Source organism: Enterococcus sp. DIV2419 (assembly GCF_051711865.1).
Classification (GTDB): Bacteria; Bacillota; Bacilli; order Lactobacillales; family Enterococcaceae; genus Enterococcus; species Enterococcus faecalis.
Genome location: NZ_JBIONS010000001.1, coordinates 570,984 through 586,622, shown reverse-complemented (window position 1 = coordinate 586,622; position 15,639 = coordinate 570,984). Strand labels below are relative to the sequence as shown.

The 15,639-nt window shown below is 30.5% G+C and carries 21 protein-coding genes; 6 read left to right on the top strand and 15 right to left on the bottom strand.

The window, feature by feature from the left end; all coding sequences use genetic code 11:
• Positions 1–183 precede the first annotated feature (183 nt).
• From IGI97_RS02725 to IGI97_RS02700, 6 genes are all read right to left on the bottom strand, one after another.
• On the bottom strand, positions 184–1,080 hold the full coding sequence (locus IGI97_RS02725) for a magnesium transporter CorA family protein (RefSeq protein WP_438737940.1): 897 nt from the start codon (positions 1,078–1,080) through the stop codon (positions 184–186).
• A 94-nt stretch (positions 1,081–1,174) separates the two neighbouring features.
• Positions 1,175–1,600 carry a hypothetical protein gene (locus IGI97_RS02720; protein ID WP_438737938.1) on the bottom strand — a complete coding sequence of 142 codons (426 nt, stop codon included), beginning with the start codon at positions 1,598–1,600 and terminating at the stop codon, positions 1,175–1,177.
• A 9-nt stretch (positions 1,601–1,609) separates the two neighbouring features.
• The gene (locus IGI97_RS02715) at positions 1,610–1,897 is read right to left on the bottom strand and encodes a hypothetical protein (protein ID WP_010826734.1); all 288 of its coding nucleotides are present in this window, start codon (positions 1,895–1,897) and stop codon (positions 1,610–1,612) included.
• Entirely contained in the window at positions 1,887–2,165 is a 279-nt protein-coding gene (locus IGI97_RS02710) for a hypothetical protein (protein WP_438737935.1), read from the bottom strand. Before IGI97_RS02710 ends, IGI97_RS02715 begins: the two co-directional genes overlap by 11 nt.
• Positions 2,166–2,183: 18 nt before the next feature.
• Complete coding sequence (locus IGI97_RS02705) at positions 2,184–3,692, bottom strand: cell division protein FtsK (RefSeq protein WP_425279627.1); 1,509 nt, start codon at positions 3,690–3,692, stop codon at positions 2,184–2,186.
• A 288-nt stretch (positions 3,693–3,980) separates the two neighbouring features.
• Complete coding sequence (locus tag IGI97_RS02700; RefSeq protein WP_438737933.1) at positions 3,981–5,834, bottom strand: lectin-like domain-containing protein; 1,854 nt, start codon at positions 5,832–5,834, stop codon at positions 3,981–3,983.
• A 353-nt stretch (positions 5,835–6,187) separates the two neighbouring features.
• Here IGI97_RS02700 and IGI97_RS02695 point away from each other — a divergent pair, with 353 nt between their 5' ends.
• On the top strand, positions 6,188–6,376 hold the full coding sequence (locus IGI97_RS02695; RefSeq protein WP_002394271.1) for a hypothetical protein: 189 nt from the start codon (positions 6,188–6,190) through the stop codon (positions 6,374–6,376).
• Here the strand turns inward: IGI97_RS02695 and IGI97_RS02690 are convergent.
• From IGI97_RS02690 to IGI97_RS02675, 4 genes are all read right to left on the bottom strand, one after another.
• Positions 6,363–6,524 (bottom strand): hypothetical protein, encoded by a 162-nt coding sequence (locus IGI97_RS02690; RefSeq protein WP_002380875.1) that lies wholly within the window; start codon positions 6,522–6,524, stop codon positions 6,363–6,365. The two genes, IGI97_RS02695 and IGI97_RS02690, sit on opposite strands and share 14 nt — an antisense overlap.
• A 22-nt stretch (positions 6,525–6,546) precedes the next feature.
• Complete coding sequence (locus tag IGI97_RS02685; protein WP_438737930.1) at positions 6,547–6,963, bottom strand: DUF961 family protein; 417 nt, start codon at positions 6,961–6,963, stop codon at positions 6,547–6,549.
• On the bottom strand, positions 6,963–7,289 hold the full coding sequence (locus IGI97_RS02680; RefSeq protein WP_010826740.1) for a hypothetical protein: 327 nt from the start codon (positions 7,287–7,289) through the stop codon (positions 6,963–6,965). Before IGI97_RS02680 ends, IGI97_RS02685 begins: the two co-directional genes overlap by 1 nt.
• 85 nt (positions 7,290–7,374) lie before the next feature.
• The gene (locus IGI97_RS02675; RefSeq protein WP_010826741.1) at positions 7,375–7,626 is read right to left on the bottom strand and encodes a hypothetical protein; all 252 of its coding nucleotides are present in this window, start codon (positions 7,624–7,626) and stop codon (positions 7,375–7,377) included.
• 735 nt (positions 7,627–8,361) lie between these two features.
• Here IGI97_RS02675 and IGI97_RS02670 point away from each other — a divergent pair.
• From IGI97_RS02670 to IGI97_RS02660, 3 genes are read left to right on the top strand one after another with little or no spacing between them, the layout of a single operon-like run.
• Positions 8,362–8,739: a helix-turn-helix domain-containing protein gene (locus tag IGI97_RS02670; RefSeq protein ID WP_010816769.1), complete on the top strand. Its 378-nt coding sequence runs from the start codon at positions 8,362–8,364 to the stop codon at positions 8,737–8,739.
• Positions 8,736–9,389: an ImmA/IrrE family metallo-endopeptidase gene (locus IGI97_RS02665; RefSeq protein ID WP_438737928.1), complete on the top strand. Its 654-nt coding sequence runs from the start codon at positions 8,736–8,738 to the stop codon at positions 9,387–9,389. The genes IGI97_RS02670 and IGI97_RS02665 overlap by 4 nt, the downstream gene beginning before the upstream one ends.
• 38 nt (positions 9,390–9,427) lie before the next feature.
• Positions 9,428–9,763 (top strand): winged helix-turn-helix transcriptional regulator, encoded by a 336-nt coding sequence (locus IGI97_RS02660; RefSeq protein ID WP_002365231.1) that lies wholly within the window; start codon positions 9,428–9,430, stop codon positions 9,761–9,763.
• Between the two features lie 37 nt (positions 9,764–9,800).
• Here the strand turns inward: IGI97_RS02660 and IGI97_RS02655 are convergent, their stop codons facing one another.
• From IGI97_RS02655 to IGI97_RS02640, 4 genes are all read right to left on the bottom strand, one after another.
• On the bottom strand, positions 9,801–11,132 hold the full coding sequence (locus tag IGI97_RS02655) for an FAD-dependent oxidoreductase (protein ID WP_002365232.1): 1,332 nt from the start codon (positions 11,130–11,132) through the stop codon (positions 9,801–9,803).
• A gap of 98 nt (positions 11,133–11,230) precedes the next feature.
• Positions 11,231–12,166 carry an aldo/keto reductase gene (locus IGI97_RS02650; RefSeq protein ID WP_171803825.1) on the bottom strand — a complete coding sequence of 312 codons (936 nt, stop codon included), beginning with the start codon at positions 12,164–12,166 and terminating at the stop codon, positions 11,231–11,233.
• Positions 12,167–12,180: 14 nt separating this feature from the next.
• Positions 12,181–12,600 carry a MerR family transcriptional regulator gene (locus tag IGI97_RS02645; RefSeq protein ID WP_002365234.1) on the bottom strand — a complete coding sequence of 140 codons (420 nt, stop codon included), beginning with the start codon at positions 12,598–12,600 and terminating at the stop codon, positions 12,181–12,183.
• A gap of 16 nt (positions 12,601–12,616) precedes the next feature.
• Complete coding sequence (locus IGI97_RS02640; RefSeq protein WP_002380883.1) at positions 12,617–13,198, bottom strand: histidine phosphatase family protein; 582 nt, start codon at positions 13,196–13,198, stop codon at positions 12,617–12,619.
• Between the two features lie 221 nt (positions 13,199–13,419).
• On the opposite strand from IGI97_RS02640, the gene IGI97_RS02635 reads away from it, so the two are divergent.
• Positions 13,420–13,749, top strand: coding sequence for a winged helix-turn-helix transcriptional regulator (locus IGI97_RS02635; RefSeq protein WP_002365236.1), 330 nt, complete (start codon positions 13,420–13,422; stop codon positions 13,747–13,749).
• 78 nt (positions 13,750–13,827) lie between these two features.
• Positions 13,828–14,436 carry a hypothetical protein gene (locus tag IGI97_RS02630; protein ID WP_438737926.1) on the top strand — a complete coding sequence of 203 codons (609 nt, stop codon included), beginning with the start codon at positions 13,828–13,830 and terminating at the stop codon, positions 14,434–14,436.
• Between the two features lie 126 nt (positions 14,437–14,562).
• Here IGI97_RS02630 and IGI97_RS02625 read toward each other — a convergent pair whose 3' ends face one another.
• The gene (locus IGI97_RS02625; protein ID WP_438737924.1) at positions 14,563–15,612 is read right to left on the bottom strand and encodes a hypothetical protein; all 1,050 of its coding nucleotides are present in this window, start codon (positions 15,610–15,612) and stop codon (positions 14,563–14,565) included.
• Positions 15,613–15,639: the final 27 nt, after the last annotated feature.

Here is a 15,639-nt window from a genome sequence, read left to right as displayed (position 1 = left end):
CGCCGCCCCTATTCTATCTACAAAGTACGCAACAATCCCTAGCAACTTCTAGCCTAATTTTATGTCGTGCATTTTACTATTAGCTAACATATACAATAAATAAGTCGCTATTTGAAGAAAAAAAAGAATCTTACTAAACAAGTATTTCTCAAAATTCTTCAAAGTCTGTAATCAACTAGTCAGTTACTTCATTAACTTTCTCAAGATAAAAGATAATCCAAACCATAAAAAAATACTTATTACTATTGTAATTATCCATCCAGAAGCATTATGTTCCAATGGTAAAGGCATATTCATACCAAAAAAACCCGTAATAATAGTGGGTATTGTTAATAAAACTGAAAGAACAGTTAAGACTCGCATAGTATCATTTAAATTATTATTAAGAACATTATTGTACGTCCCCGACAATTGACGTAATATTTCAGATGATATTTGTGTCATCTCCACTACTTGCTTAGCCTCAATTAAAACATCTTCTAACTCTTCTTTCTCGCTTTCAGTAAATTTATTACGAAAAGAGTGTGTTGTAATTTGTTCAAGTAATAATACATTCTGTTTTGAAGCTGAAACGAAAAAAACTATACCTGTTTCTAAATCAGATAATAAAAGTAAATTTTTTTTGCTTGTTTTTTCTCTTAGCTTTGTATTTACATTTTTACGTTGTGTATTCATTTCTTCAATGTAAGGGAAAAATTTATCTGTGATAACAAATAAAGTATTGAATAAAAATTCAAAAATAGAACTATCTTCATTTTGTTCTAAATACTTTTCCATCTCCAAAGTAATATATTCATTTTGTTCTTTTGTAATAGTAATAAAAGTATTGTTTTTAACAATAAAAGTTATGGGTGTAGTTTCATAATGATTATCCGTTTTTGATTTATTTGGAACATTATAAATTAATACTAATAAATCTGAATGTTTGTCATATTCTAACCGTGCCCTTTCGTTTACATCAAGAGTATAATTAATGACCTCTAGATTGATATCATAGTCAGAATATATTTTTTCTAATTCATCATTATCATTAGAATTTAAATGTATCCAAACATTCTCCTTGAATTTGATGTTTCTCATTCTTTACATCTCCTAATAGTGTATAATTGATTTCTTAATATATTCTACTATATAAAATATATTTTAATACACTAAAATGATAAACGTATTCAAACTATTCGTTTAACATCTCCATTCTTAGTTCTAAAATCTTCAATCGTTTCTTAATTTCAGCATTTTCCTTCAAAACTTCTTTAACATATTCAACCAATTCTTTTACTGTCGCTTGATTTTCATTGAACTCTTCTTTGGTCAATGAAATAGTTTCTTTTCTCTTTTTCCCTTCTTCTGACATAAATATTTCTGTAATTGCTACATCTAATGGAACATTATTATTTCTTAACTCAATAAGTTTAGAAAAAGATTCCACCTCATTAGAATTGAAAACTTTAAACGAATAGATATGACCTTTAGAATTTTTCGCATATTTCCTTTCAAATTTTTTATCTGTTAATCTCTCTATTTTATTCGCCCAGTTTTTTAATGTTTTTAGTGCAATTTTATTTTCAAGTTGTAAAATCACTTCCTCAAACGAAAACATACCTAACACCTACTTACCAAGCATTTCTTTCCAAGCAGAATCCATATGCTCCTTAAATCTTGTTTCTAAATACTTATCAACTTCTTGTGATGTTGAGAATTTCTTTTCCTCAACTGGTCTATCTTCATCATAAAAAGCTTCTGCATCTAAAATAGAAGTCACTAAAGACTTATAATCAAGCAATCTATTATCATCTGAAATTCCTTCTTTTTCTGCTCTTCGCTCAACTTCTTTAATTATTTTTTGTTCCTTCTCTTTTAAATAACTTAGCATTTGTCCTTGCGATTTAAATTTCACTTTCTTTTTCCTCCTTTTTATTCAAAGCAAAGGTTACTTCTTCAACAATCTTAATTCCCTTATTTTCCATAAATTTTTCAAACTCAACAGGATCAGTTAATTTTTTTATTCGTTTTCCATTAGAAAATCGAACTAATTTTGCATAGCTTTCTGATCGTTCATAGAGAATATCACGAATACGTGTATCTAAATCAGGCTTTTTATATCTTTTCTTGACTTCAACATATACTCGTTCTCTAACGCGTTTGATTATTTCGCTAGAATCCAATAAAAAGCTCCTTTCTTACTATTCAAATTTTCCACTTAACTTTTCTAGCTTTGCCTGTTTTGCTTCAAGTTCCTCATCAATTTCTGCAAGAGCTTCTATGTCCACATGTTTAGATATTTTTTGTGATACTTCTTCTTGCACTTCTTTTGGCACATCTTCATATCCTATTTCTTTAGAAATCTTGATAAATTCCTCAATGAAGTCAAAATCTTGTGGTACTTGTGGACTATAAAATTCTCTTGCTACTGAGCCACCTTGGGCAACATACCCGCGACCATAGACTTTTTGACCGTCGATTTTTTCAACATATTTAAAGTTTTTGTTTTTGTTTTCATCGCCGAAAATCATCAAAATACCTGTTTCTGATAAACGGCCAACCGACATTCGAAACATAAATTGGTCTCTTAATGCCGTTTTGATAAATTCACCATCTGGACGTTGCATTGCAACAATAAAGAAAATCCCTGCTTGACGAGCTTTTAAAATAAGTTGGGTTAAATATTCATCTACATCACCATCAGTCGCATAGTCATTCGCTAATTCTGCTTTAAATGCAGCAAATTCATCTACGACAATAAATTTTGGTTTCAATCCATAATAGGCATAATTTTTACCCATTTTAAATTTTGGACTCTCGTTGATAGTTTTGAATCGATCTTCCATTTCCTGTACTGAGCTTTTAATACAATTGACAATATCCGTCTTTCCTGTAAAAACTTTTCCTTCAAATAAAGGCAATCTACCTAGTGCCATTAAATCCGAATTTTTTGGGTCGCAAATTTCTATTTCACCAACACGACACAAAGCATAGATTAAAGAAAGAATGGTAAAAGTTTTACCACCACCTGTCCCTCCTCCAATCAACATATGTGGGTCTTTGTCGAAATACCAATACAAACCTTTCATCAACTGGACTTTACCTTTATCTGCCTGCATATCTCTAATGGAAATACGTTTACTATACACATTAGTTGCTAACTCATACATTACAAATCCTTTTTCACTAGTCTGACTTAAATTATCTGCATGAAAAGCTGTTTCTAAAAAACCACCAATGGTTTCAAATTTTTCCTGAAATTTATTACCTGCCGTTTCAAAAGAAATCAAGACACTATTTTTTCCAGGCTTATAGTAAATTTTTGGAAACTTAATTTTTTCTTTTGTTTTACCATCACTACTTTTCACTTGCTTCTTCGTATAATACCCATTGTCGATAATCATACGCGCTAATACTTGCCGTTGTTCTACTTTAGAAAAATATCCTGAATTGATAATCGAAACTTTAACAAATAATGTAATAATCACGATTGAACCTACAGAAAAACCTACAATGATTAGTACTGGTAAAGTGTATACTTTCCAATCAGATGGGTTTGAAAAATATAAAGGATACATCCATTTATAACCTACAAAATAGCTTAAACAAGCAAAAATTGGCATAAAAAAGAACACTCGGTAGAGTGCCAACAAATTTCTTGAAGAATAACGAATTCTTTTACCTCTATATCTAAATATTTTTTTTATCATAAATTTTCTTCCTAACAATCATTACGAAATTTTATATTTGATTTTTAAGTTTATCCGATATTTTTTATGTTATCATATCAACTGTATAAAAAAGTTTCATCCTTTAACTATATAAAAATTTTTTAATAAATAAAAAAGAACTACTTCTTAATAAATAGTAACTACAATCACACGATGAACTATTAATGTGCAAACCAAATCCTAGTTAAATTTATTTCAAAGTAATTCTCTAATTAAAGTATGCTTTTTTACTAATTGTTATGATAAATATTTTTTTATTTTAACCTATTATTTTTTTCTCAAAATTAATACAGAAAAAGTAATTAACAATATACCTGTAAAAAAATAGTATAAATCATTATCATCTTGTCCCGTACTAGGAAGTTTTAATTTATCCTTTGAAGTATCATTAGATGCTGACCCATTACTATTATTGCTCAAAAACTTATGGTCGCTGATGCTTTCTTCAGTTTCACTTGGCACTGTTTCACTTGGTACTGTTTCACTTGGCGCTGTTTCACTTGGTGCTGTTTCACTTGGTGCTGTTTCATTTGGTGCTGTTTCACTTGGTACTGTTTCACTTGGTACTGTTTCACTTGGTACTGTTTCACTTGGCACTGTTTCACTTGGCACTGTTTCACTTGGCACTGTTTCACTTGGCACTGTTTCACTTGGTACTGTTTCACTTGGCACTGTTTCACTTGGTGCTGTTTCACTTGGTGCTGTTTCACTTGGCACTGTTTCACTTGGTGCTGTTTCACTTGGTGCTGTTTCACTTGGTGCTGTTTCACTTGGCACTGTTTCACTTGGCGCTGTTTCACTTGGTGCTGTTTCATTTGGTGCTGTTTCACTTGGTACTGTTTCACTTGGTACTGTTTCACTTGGTACTGTTTCACTTGGCACTGTTTCACTTGGCACTGTTTCACTTGGTACTGTTTCACTTGGTACTGTTTCACTTGGTACTGTTTCACTTGGTACTGTTTCACTTGGTACTGTTTCACTTGGTACTGTTTCACTTGGTACTGTTTCACTTGGTACTGTTTCACTTGGTACTGTTTCACTTGGTACTGTTTCACTTGGTACTGTTTCACTTGGTACTGTTTCACTTGGTACTGTTTCACTTGGTACTGTTTCACTTGGTACTGTTTCACTTGGTATTTTTGAATACACATAAGTAACTATTTGATCATTAGGAGTAAACTTACCATCAGTAGTCCCTTCTATTTGTTTTAGAACATAACCATTTATATCTTTTTCCTTCGTAGAAAAATCTATCCCTATATCATTTTGAAATAAGATTTCCTCTGACAATGGAACACCTAACTCATCTACATATTTAGCAATTACTCTTCCCTGAGCTATAGTATAGGTAAAAACAATATTCTTAAGTTGTTGTAAATTTGTAAAGTAGCCAGTAGAAGCCACTATAGCAAAAGACATATATGATTCATCTCCTAAAAAAGAAGAGATATCCATACTCCAGTTAACATTGTCATAACTAATATTCATTGTTTTTGTAGCTCCAATATATTCTATAGAAAAAGGCAAGAATTCATTGTTCTGGGGATTTTTTATGATTTTGGATCCATCTTCAACTGTAGTAGCAACTCCATTTCTACCATCAACAAAAGCTCCAAAAGATTTATTGTTATATTTTGATGGATCCTTAGAATATTCAGATGTACTTTCAGAATTATAATAAGTGTCTAGCTTAAAGCCAAAAGCACCTTCTACATTTCCAATACCCATACCGTTACCAGGTGCTCCAACCACATTTGTATCTCCAGGATGAAACATAAACCCTATACCATCGGCTCCACCTTTAGACATTGACTTATTACCTAGATTCACATAACCTTCAAATTTAAAATTCTGTGACATATCTACTTTGGTTTTTAAAGTTACATTACCACTCTGACTACGATTATCAGGAGTTAATGTCTGAATCCAACTATTTTCATCATATTCAAAATTAGCAGCTGATCCATTTCTTTGAAAATAAGTTAAAAAATCCTTTGGCTCCACAGTAACAGTTCTTTCAGCACTATTTCCAGCATAGACAATCACACTAAATACATTTAATGACAGTAACAACAACATTACAATAGAAACGCTCTTCCTAAAAATTTTAACTTTTTTCATTTTTAATCCCCCAAATACTATATATTTTATAAATAATTTAATTAAATATATAGTATGGAGGATACTGTAGCAATAGTTCAAATTATATAAAAAGGTCTTTTTAGACAAAAGATACATTTTGTCTAGACCAAAATTATTAATTTGTACTATTTATATTACAAAATGTATAGATTTTCTGAAATACCCGTTTTAAAATACTATGGTTTAATTTCCAGAATATGAAATCCAACATGTCTTAGTATAGTATATACATTCTTTCTTTTAAAATACTTCACTCTTTACATCTAGTTAATTTTTTTCAGAAATTTCTAGTTCAATGGTAAAATATTAACAAAAGGAGGTGTCCTATAATAATGCTAAAAACAATTGAAAAAGCATGTGAAATAGACATGCAATCCGTAACAATTATTCTTACCAACAATCAAAAACTCAAAATTGAAAAATTCCAATCAATTATTGATGATAAAATTTTAGAGTTTATCAGTTCTAATATTCAATACTACATTCCTGAAAAAAGTATTCTCTATTTTACAACGTCTTAAGAGACACCATTGTTCGTTGCATTTCATGATCTAATTTAATCGAAAGATAATTTAGCGTTACTTTTGCTTGTTCAAAGGTAACGTTGTTTTGTGCCAAAACTTTATACAATTCATCACCTATTTTTTTTAATTCTTCCCTTTTACTCATTAAATCTACCTCAATCTAATATTTATTTTTGATCCTTTACTTGATTCTTATTTTCTTTTTGTAGTGTAGGTTGCACTGGTTTAACAGCTCCTACTTTTTTTATACCCGCTGCACGAACTTTAAATGCTTGTTCTGTTTGTACATTGTCATTAAAACCTTTGTAAGCATTAAGCCATCCACGAGCTGTTACATTTCCAGTCAACTCGATTTCATCATCATAATTGATACCACTAACGTCATAGTCTGAATCAATCGCAATTTCTACTTGGTCATTTAATCTGCTAGAATAAACTGTTACTCGTTGTTCACGAACTTCGTCAGTCACATTTCCTTCACCATCACGTTCATTAATTGCAACTACTTCTAAGAAATTTATCGTACCGAATGTTCCTACTACATCAAAATTTTCAATCGTGTTATTTTCAAATGTTAATCCCATTATTTATTACCTCCTACAACTTCCAAACGTTTTGCATAAACCACCATGTCAATTGAGCGACTATTTCCAATATTATTCCGTTTTACGTTGATTCGAGCCACTGGTTCAATTAATTTTACTTCTTCACGGCCATTCAGCATCTGTGAATTTCGTAAATGAGGAACAAAAATTTCAAAATCACGTTGCTTTTCGCTTGAAGCGGTGAACACACGACCACGAACAGGTGCCCCATTTACATAAATATCACGTTCTGTTTTATAAACAGCTTTAATTTTACTTCCTAAATTTTTATCACTTAATGCAATTTCTTGAATTCTATTTGCCAAAATAATTTCCTTCTTTCACTAATTTTTGTACAAAAATAAACAGTCAACCATTGACTGCCTTTCTCTCTTTATGCAATTCTTCTTACTAACTAAAAAACACAACTTGACAAGGTTTATGATAACCAGTCATTTTATATGTTCGTTGTAAAATCTGATTTTTTAATAATCGACTTTCAATTGTTAAGCGTTCCATGTTTGTTAACTTAACCGCACTCTTACCTAACTTCTTACGTTCTAAGTTATAGCTCTTTTCTATATCCGAAATAGAAAAAGCTTTTTTCTGTCGTTTCATACGTTCAATAAACTTCTCAACAAAAAGTAATAACTCTTCTTTCATTTTTATCCTCCTTATTCACTTAATAACAAATTCTGTTCTTTCATTTAAAATAAAAAAGTACAACTAAAATAATACAGTTGTGCTTACTAAAGTTAAGATTGAATATTCTTTTAGAAAAAATTTTTTCCACATTTTAAAATAACAACTTTAATTGTATTTCAATTTTAGATTCTTACGTTCATCACAATACATAGAATCATCTTCAACGGCTAGTGACTCTTACATCACATCACGGCACATTAGATAGTACTGTAATATACGGTATACAGCTCTCCTCCTTTTATTGAGCTTGCATAGATTTTTTTATTCAATCTAGTTCAGCAACTATTTCCAACGTGTCTCACGACATGGTTATTGAAAATAATCTGACAGCTCTGCATTAATCTGTCATCAATATGGCTCTAGTTAAAGATACTACTGCCACCTTGCGTCCCATTCAACGGCTGGTACACATCACCTCAACAAGACTTACAACCTCGAACAAAAATTTCATTCTTGTATTATTTCGTCAAATCGCTTAAAATAAATGTGTCTAGTATTTATATAAGTGTTTGCGAAACAGAAATTCATTTTCTCCTCGTGAACGCTTTTTGTTTATCTAATTTACAGAACCAACAGTTCTATATCAGAACTATAACACAACGAAACAGAACCGTCAATATCAAAACGGAACTTTATTTATTATTTTTAATTTTATATGATAAACTATACTAAAATAGACTCAGGAGTTCTAAAATGGAAACTTACAAAAAAATTAAATCACTAAGAGAAAACAAAAATGTTACTCAACAAGAAATAGCCGATGCAATCAATATGAATATAAGTGTCTATAAAAAAATTGAATTAGGATCTCGCCCGATAAGAGAAAATGAACTTTCAAAAATCGCAGACTTCTTCAACGTATCTTCAGACTTTCTTTTAAATAGAACTTCAAATCCTTTACTACCTAAAGATGAAGATAGCATCGGACAAAATATTATTTCTCATTTTCGTTTAAATACTTCTGATATGGACATAGAAGATATAGAAGAATTAGAAGAAGAATTAATCGACTTTCAAGATTTTCTTATAAAAAAAGCAAAAGAAAAAAAGGAACGTAACAAAAAAGATTGATTGGACTGTTGTTGGTGGATTTTGTTAGTAAAGAACTCTATTTTGAAGCATTTAATTTTTCAAACGAATTAATAAAAGAAGTATCTTACTATTCTTCCAAAAATATTGAACAAGTTAAATGCTTTGATATTGAAAAATATGTAAAAGAAGTTGAAGATGTTGAATTTGTTGAATACACGTTTCAAAAACAGCTTAAAAGACGGATGCTTGGTTCAATCTCTAAAGTAGACGATGAAGTCATTATAACAACAAATAAAGAATTAATATTAGAACGAAAAAATTTCACTAAAATGCATGAGGTTATGCATTACTACATAGATATACCTAAAATTAATAATGCAACTCATACTTTTTCTGATATTTTTTTGAAAAATGGTTACTTAGTGGAAGATTTCCCAAAAGAATATCGTGCTAATGTCGGTGCTAGCATGTTAATGGCAAATGATCAAGCATTGTTTTACGCATTAAAAAAATTTTATTCATTCGAAGAAATTGCACAATACTTTTTTATGAGCAAATCTGCATTAAGAAATAGACTCATCGAGCATCTTATGTATGTAAATAATTGTACTTTTGCACACGCTAATACACTTTTTAACAATTATTACTTTCATAAAGAAACTGATATCTACAGATTTATTTTCAATTAGTTTTTATTTTTAATGAATCATAAAAGGAGTGTTATATAATGGATAAAAACGTGGAAAAAAAATGCCCTGTAGAGGCTTTATCTAATATACTTGGAAAAAAGTGGGTTCCCCAAATAATAGAATCCCTAAACGGAGGATCTATGCGCTTTGGAGAAGTTTGCCGATTGCTTCCGAATAGTTCTCCAAAAATGATCAAACAACAACTAAAACTTTTGGAAGACAATGAGATTGTTAAGAATGAAAAAGAAGTTTTCAATAATACTACTTCGTCTACTTATTATTTGTCTGAAAAGGGAAAAGATTTAGCAACTATTGTTTTACAAATGAAACTATGGGGTCAAAGAGAATTAGATTGTACAAATCTAAAAAATTGAAGTTCATTTCTATGGTTATGAAATGAACTTCAATTTTTTATTTTAGTAAATCATTTAAAGATTCCGACATAGTAGGATGGGTATACACTCTATCACGTAATACTTTATAGTCCATATTAAAATCCATTGCCAACGAAATAAGATTTATTAATTCATGAGATTCTGCACCATATAAAGAAGCTCCCAAAATCTTTTCAGTTTCTGCATCTATTATTACTTTAAAAATTCCTACTGTCTGATCAATAATATGGGCTTTAGGTATAGCTTTTACAGGTAAACTAAAAACTTTATAGTTTACTTTGCTTTTTTCTAGCTCTTTTTCTTTTATTCCAACACTTGAAAAAGGTGGTGTTATAAATACACTGTACGGTATATTACCTCTATTCATAGTATTTCTCTTTTTGTCACCATAAAGATAATCCACTATTATTCTATAATCATCTAAAGAAATATAGGTAAATTGTAGGCCCCCTTTTACATCGCCTATTGCCCAAATATTTTCCACAGATGTTTTTAAAAATTCATCTACAACAATAGCCCCATGACTATCCGTTTTTATATTTGTGTTTTCTAATCCTAAGGCATCTGTATTAGGTTTTCTACCTGTAGCTACAAGCAATTTAGACACTTCTACTTTCTTTATTTTACCAGCTTGAGTATATATTACTTCAGTATAATTATCCTTATCTATGATATGGTTTATAGATACGCCTAACTGAATATCAATTCCCTTATCTAAAAAATCTTTATATATTAATGTTGAGATATCTTCATCTTCTCTAGGTAAAAATTCAGAGCTAGCATCTAAAATACTAACTTTGCTTCCATAAGAATTAAACATTGATGCAAATTCTAACCCAATGTAACCAGCACCTATAATAACTATTTTTTCTGGTGCTATTACTTGTTCCATAGCAGTTGTAGAATCTAAAACATTCTTACTTTTATTTAACCCATCTATAGGTAATTTGATAGCTTTTGAGCCCGTATTAATAAAAATACGTTCACCTTTAACTTGTATTTTCGTATTATCTGTCTTAGTGATTTGTATGATTTTATCTGATAAAAATTTAGCTTTTCCATTTAAAATAGTTATATTCTCTTCCTCAAAAAGGTTATTGTAATTTTTTTCTCTCAGCTTACTTGTCAAACTATTTTTTATTGAATGTGCCGTTGACATATCTACATGTTTTTCTCCATTAATTATTAAAGATTTTGATGGTATACATCCTACATTAATGCATGTCCCTCCATACATTAGTTCAGATTCTTCAATCATCAATACCTCTTCACCACGCATAGCAATTTCTTTTGCTAGTGTTTTCCCTCCCTTTCCAAAACCGATAATTATATTTTTATATTTGTTCATAACAATCACTTCCTTTCTAAAATAATTTTATAAGGTTTTATTAAAGCTAGCAATTAGTTACTTTAAAGTAACCATATGGACCTATCTTTTTAACTCCTTTAATCCACATTAATTTCAGTGTCTAGCATTCTATTCATAAACCATTCCACTTGCTGTGGTGCGTCATGATCAAAGAAAGCAGATTCTTTCATGTCTAAATTCGCTATCTTTTCAATGTCTCCTTTTGAAAGCTCAAAATCAAAAATATCAATGTTTTCAGCCATTCGTTCAGGATGGACTGATTTTGCTAAAGCTACAATCCCTCTTTGCATTAGCCAGCGAAGCACAACTTGACCAATTGACTTGCCATATTGCTCACCGATTTCTTCTAATACTGGATTTTTGAATAGTTCATGGCGGCCTTCTGCAAATGGTGCCCAAGCTTCTATTTGTACTTCATATTTTTCGTGCCATTCCTGATCTTCAATTCGCTGATTCCATGGATTCACTTCAATTTGATTAATTTGAGGTTTTACTTCATTCAATCCAACAAACTCAATCATTTTAGCTGACTTGAAATTTGAAATTCCTATTGCACGCAATTTCCCTGCTTTTTGAGTAGCAACCATTGACCGCCATGCACCATAAATATCTCCATATGGTTGATGAATAAGATAAAGATCAAGATAATCCAATCCCATTACTTTAAGAGAATGTTCAATCGTTTCCTTAGCTTTGCCCTCTGATGCTTGAAGAATAAACAATTTAGAGGTAATAAAAAGTTCATCTCTAGTGACCAGATCTTCATTGATGGCACGTTTGATTCCCTCACCTGTTTCTTTTTCATTTCCGTAAATAGAAGCTGTATCGATCAAACGGTATCCTGCTTTAATGGCTTGATAGACTGCTTCAGCTGTTTCTTCTAATGGAATTTGATACACACCAAATCCCAATTGAGGCATTTCTACACCATTATTCAAAGTAATTGTTTGCATATTGTTTTCCTCCTCTAATTTCTTTACATGTTCTATCCTAAATCTTAGAGTTAAATACATAAAAAGAAAAAAATTTATTTTTTTCGTTCCCATAGTTTTTCGACTTTATCAGGATCCAATTCACCAGCTTTAAATTTTGCAATATGATCCTCATATGTTTCTATCTTGTACACAAGTAATTCTCTTGTTTGTTGCATTTCCTCTAGCTTTTTATCTAATTCTACTAACTGTTCTTTTAAAATATGCTTCTGCGCATCTTCTACATTTTGTTTATCTCTAAGTTGTGCTAAAGTTGAAAATTCAATCAAAGATTCTATAGATAAGCCTGCATTACGAAGATTTTTTACTAAATAAACCCAATTTAAATCTTTAGTTTTATAGTCTCTATATCCACTACTGTTTCTTGATACAGGAGGTATTATTCCCACTCGTTCATAATATCTTAACGTATCTACTGTTAAATTAAACATTTCTGCTGCCTGTTTTATATTCATTATTGTCTTTACCTCCTTACTCTAAATGTGAAAAATCATGATTAATAATCTCTTCTAAGTAAAACTGATCATTCTCAAAACAAAATTTCATAATACTACAGTTACCAATAGGAGCTTGCGGTGTAATATCACTTAAATGCGCCCACTCTCTTATAAATTGCCTACAAGCTGCTCCATGTGAGACTACTAAAATAGTTTTACCTTGTTCTTTCTGCATAATATTTACTAAGCATTTTGTTACTCTTTTTCTAAACTCTATTTCTTCTTCACCACCATATTGTACAAAAAAATCTCTATAAGGTAATGGTGGATTTAAATATTCATGCTCCGCTTCTAATCTGCCAAAATTCCATTCTTTTAAGCCTTTATGCCTCTCATAGTTTATTTCTGTAATTAATTCTAATGTATCTGAAGCTCGTTCAAGAGTAGAAGTGTGTGCACCATCAAATACAATACCGTTTTTTTCAAAAAATTCTTTAGCTATCTTAGCTTGTTCAATTCCTTGTTTTGTTAAAGGAGAATCGCACCATCCTTGAATTTTTTTTTGTTGATTGAACAATGTTTGACCATGTCTCATTAAATAAAGTGTCTTTTTCATCTATCTAACTCCCTACTATCTATTTTTCATCATTATAAACCTTGAAGTTAACTTCAAGGCAACTGATTATGTTTTAAAATATATATCTATAATTTTTCACACAATATTAGCTAAAATAGAAAGTCTATTAATAAAATTTTATTAGATATTTCCGTTGAAATTATCTATAAATTTAATTTATACTATAGATAAATTAAAAATTCTATTCGGAGAACAAAATTATGAAAAAAAATCCACAATTACCTATTTGTGATGTAGAAACAACAGTTAAACTAGTTAATAGTAAATGGAAGGTCTTGATTATCCGGGATTTAATGACTGGTTCCAAAAGAAATAGTGAGTTAAAAAGATCATTGAGTGGAATTTCACAAAAAGTTTTGACAGCTAGTTTAAAGTCAATGATTAAAGATGGCCTTGTTGAACGTATTGATTTTAAAAAAAATCCACCCCATGTCGAATATAAATTAACTAAACTAGGAAATACATTATTACCTGTAATTGAATCTATGAGAGAGTGGGGAGAATTTTACAAAACACAAGTTAACATATAGTTACATTTTTGTACCTACTTCTCATTCTAAAAAAAATAAGCTATCCTTATATTATAGAAAATTAGGGAGCGTGAAAACATGGATATAGAAATGTTTGATTTTGAGCAAGTAAATGTAAATGCCCAACTTACTACTTTAAAAAAAGATATTGTTTTAAGAGTTGTAAAATCAAATAAAATAATGGAGTTTGATGAAAATACCTACGCTAAAGTAACTAATTTTTCTTTTCATAATGGTATAATTGAAGTAAAAATGTTAAGTAGGTTATTGTCGAATGCTCCAAACTTTGCTCGAGGTTTTATCGGTATTGCATTCAGGATAAATGATGATGATTCTAAATTTGAATCTTTTTATATACGCCCTACCAATGGTCATAGCGAAGATCCTATAAGAAAGAATAGAGCAGTACAATATTTTTCATACCCCAACTATACCTTTGAATATTTTAGAAATCTTAATATAGCGGATTATGAAGGTTCAGCTGATATTAAGCTTAATGAATGGATTACTTTAAAAGCCATAATTCAAGAATCTAGAGGTGAATTTTATATAAACAATAATGAAACTCCTTCTTTGGTTGTAGAGAAAATGAAACTTGGGGAGGCTGCTTCTGGTAGTATAGGATTGTTCGTTGATATCGGTACAGAAGCGTTTTTTAAAGATTTAAAAATTATAAAATTCGATTAAATAATAACAATTGCATGCAATAAAAAAGTCTGAAAAGCATTAACAATAATGTTCTCAGACTTTTTTTATAAACAGTTCAAAATATTCATTACATTGATTATTAACATTTAAATTACTTTAATGTTCTTACATTTTATGCTCTCTTTCAGGATTTTTTACTAAGTTAGCTCCTAATAATCCAAATAGGGAAGTAATAATTAAGCCAACGACCATTGCAACAAATCCCCAAATAGATGCTTTAGCTGTCGTGTTTGACGCATCCTCTGCCGCTTGTCTTGCTTCATCGATTGATTCTTTCAAATCATCTTTAGCTTTATCTAAATTAGTACGCGCAGTGTCAATTTGTTTTTGCGCTTCATCACTAGCTGTTTTTAATTCATTGTAAATATTATCTGTTGCTTGTTGAGCTTCTTCTTGAGATAAGTCGCTATTTTTCGCTACAGCATTCGCAATCGCGTTTTTATCTACGGAATCGCCAATTTTTTTCGCTTGGTCTTGTAAAGAATCCGCTGTAGAATCAAAAACCTTATCTGCATTTTCAGGATTTTTTATAATTTCTTTACCAGCATCTTTGATTTTATCAGTCGCTTCACTCATTTGATCTTTTAAATAATCTGGTTGAAGTTCTGGAACATCCGTATCTTTTAAATATTTATTTACATTATTTTGTAGTTCTTGTGTATTGACCGTGCCAATTTCATCAGTTACTTTATCAAAACCTTTTGAGATCGCATCGCCAGTAGTAGAAGCAACTGCCCCAACACTATCCCCTACACCAGAAGCAACATTTCCTAAAAGGGAACCGATTGCTGAAAATGTACTAACTGCTGTATAACTCACTAAAAGCATTACTACAATCATACTTGTTGCCCATGTTAAGAAACCGTGCAATAAACCAATTCTTTTAGCCGCTACACCAGATACAAATCCTGCAGCCATCAGAGATAACACAATAGTAATAATCGTCCAAATAATGAGTCCAGTCCCAACACCATCTAAAGGGTTACTTGATGTCGGTTTTAAAGTACCGAACCCAATCGCTGATCCAATAAGTCCAAGAGTCATAAAAATAGATAGAAATGTAATTACTCCAGCAAAAACTGATCCCCAAGAAATGTTTGTCCCCGCTTCATCGTCTGTAAAATAAGCTCTGAATCTTGTATTGCTTTTTTTCATTTTATATATCCTCCTAATTTTTATTTA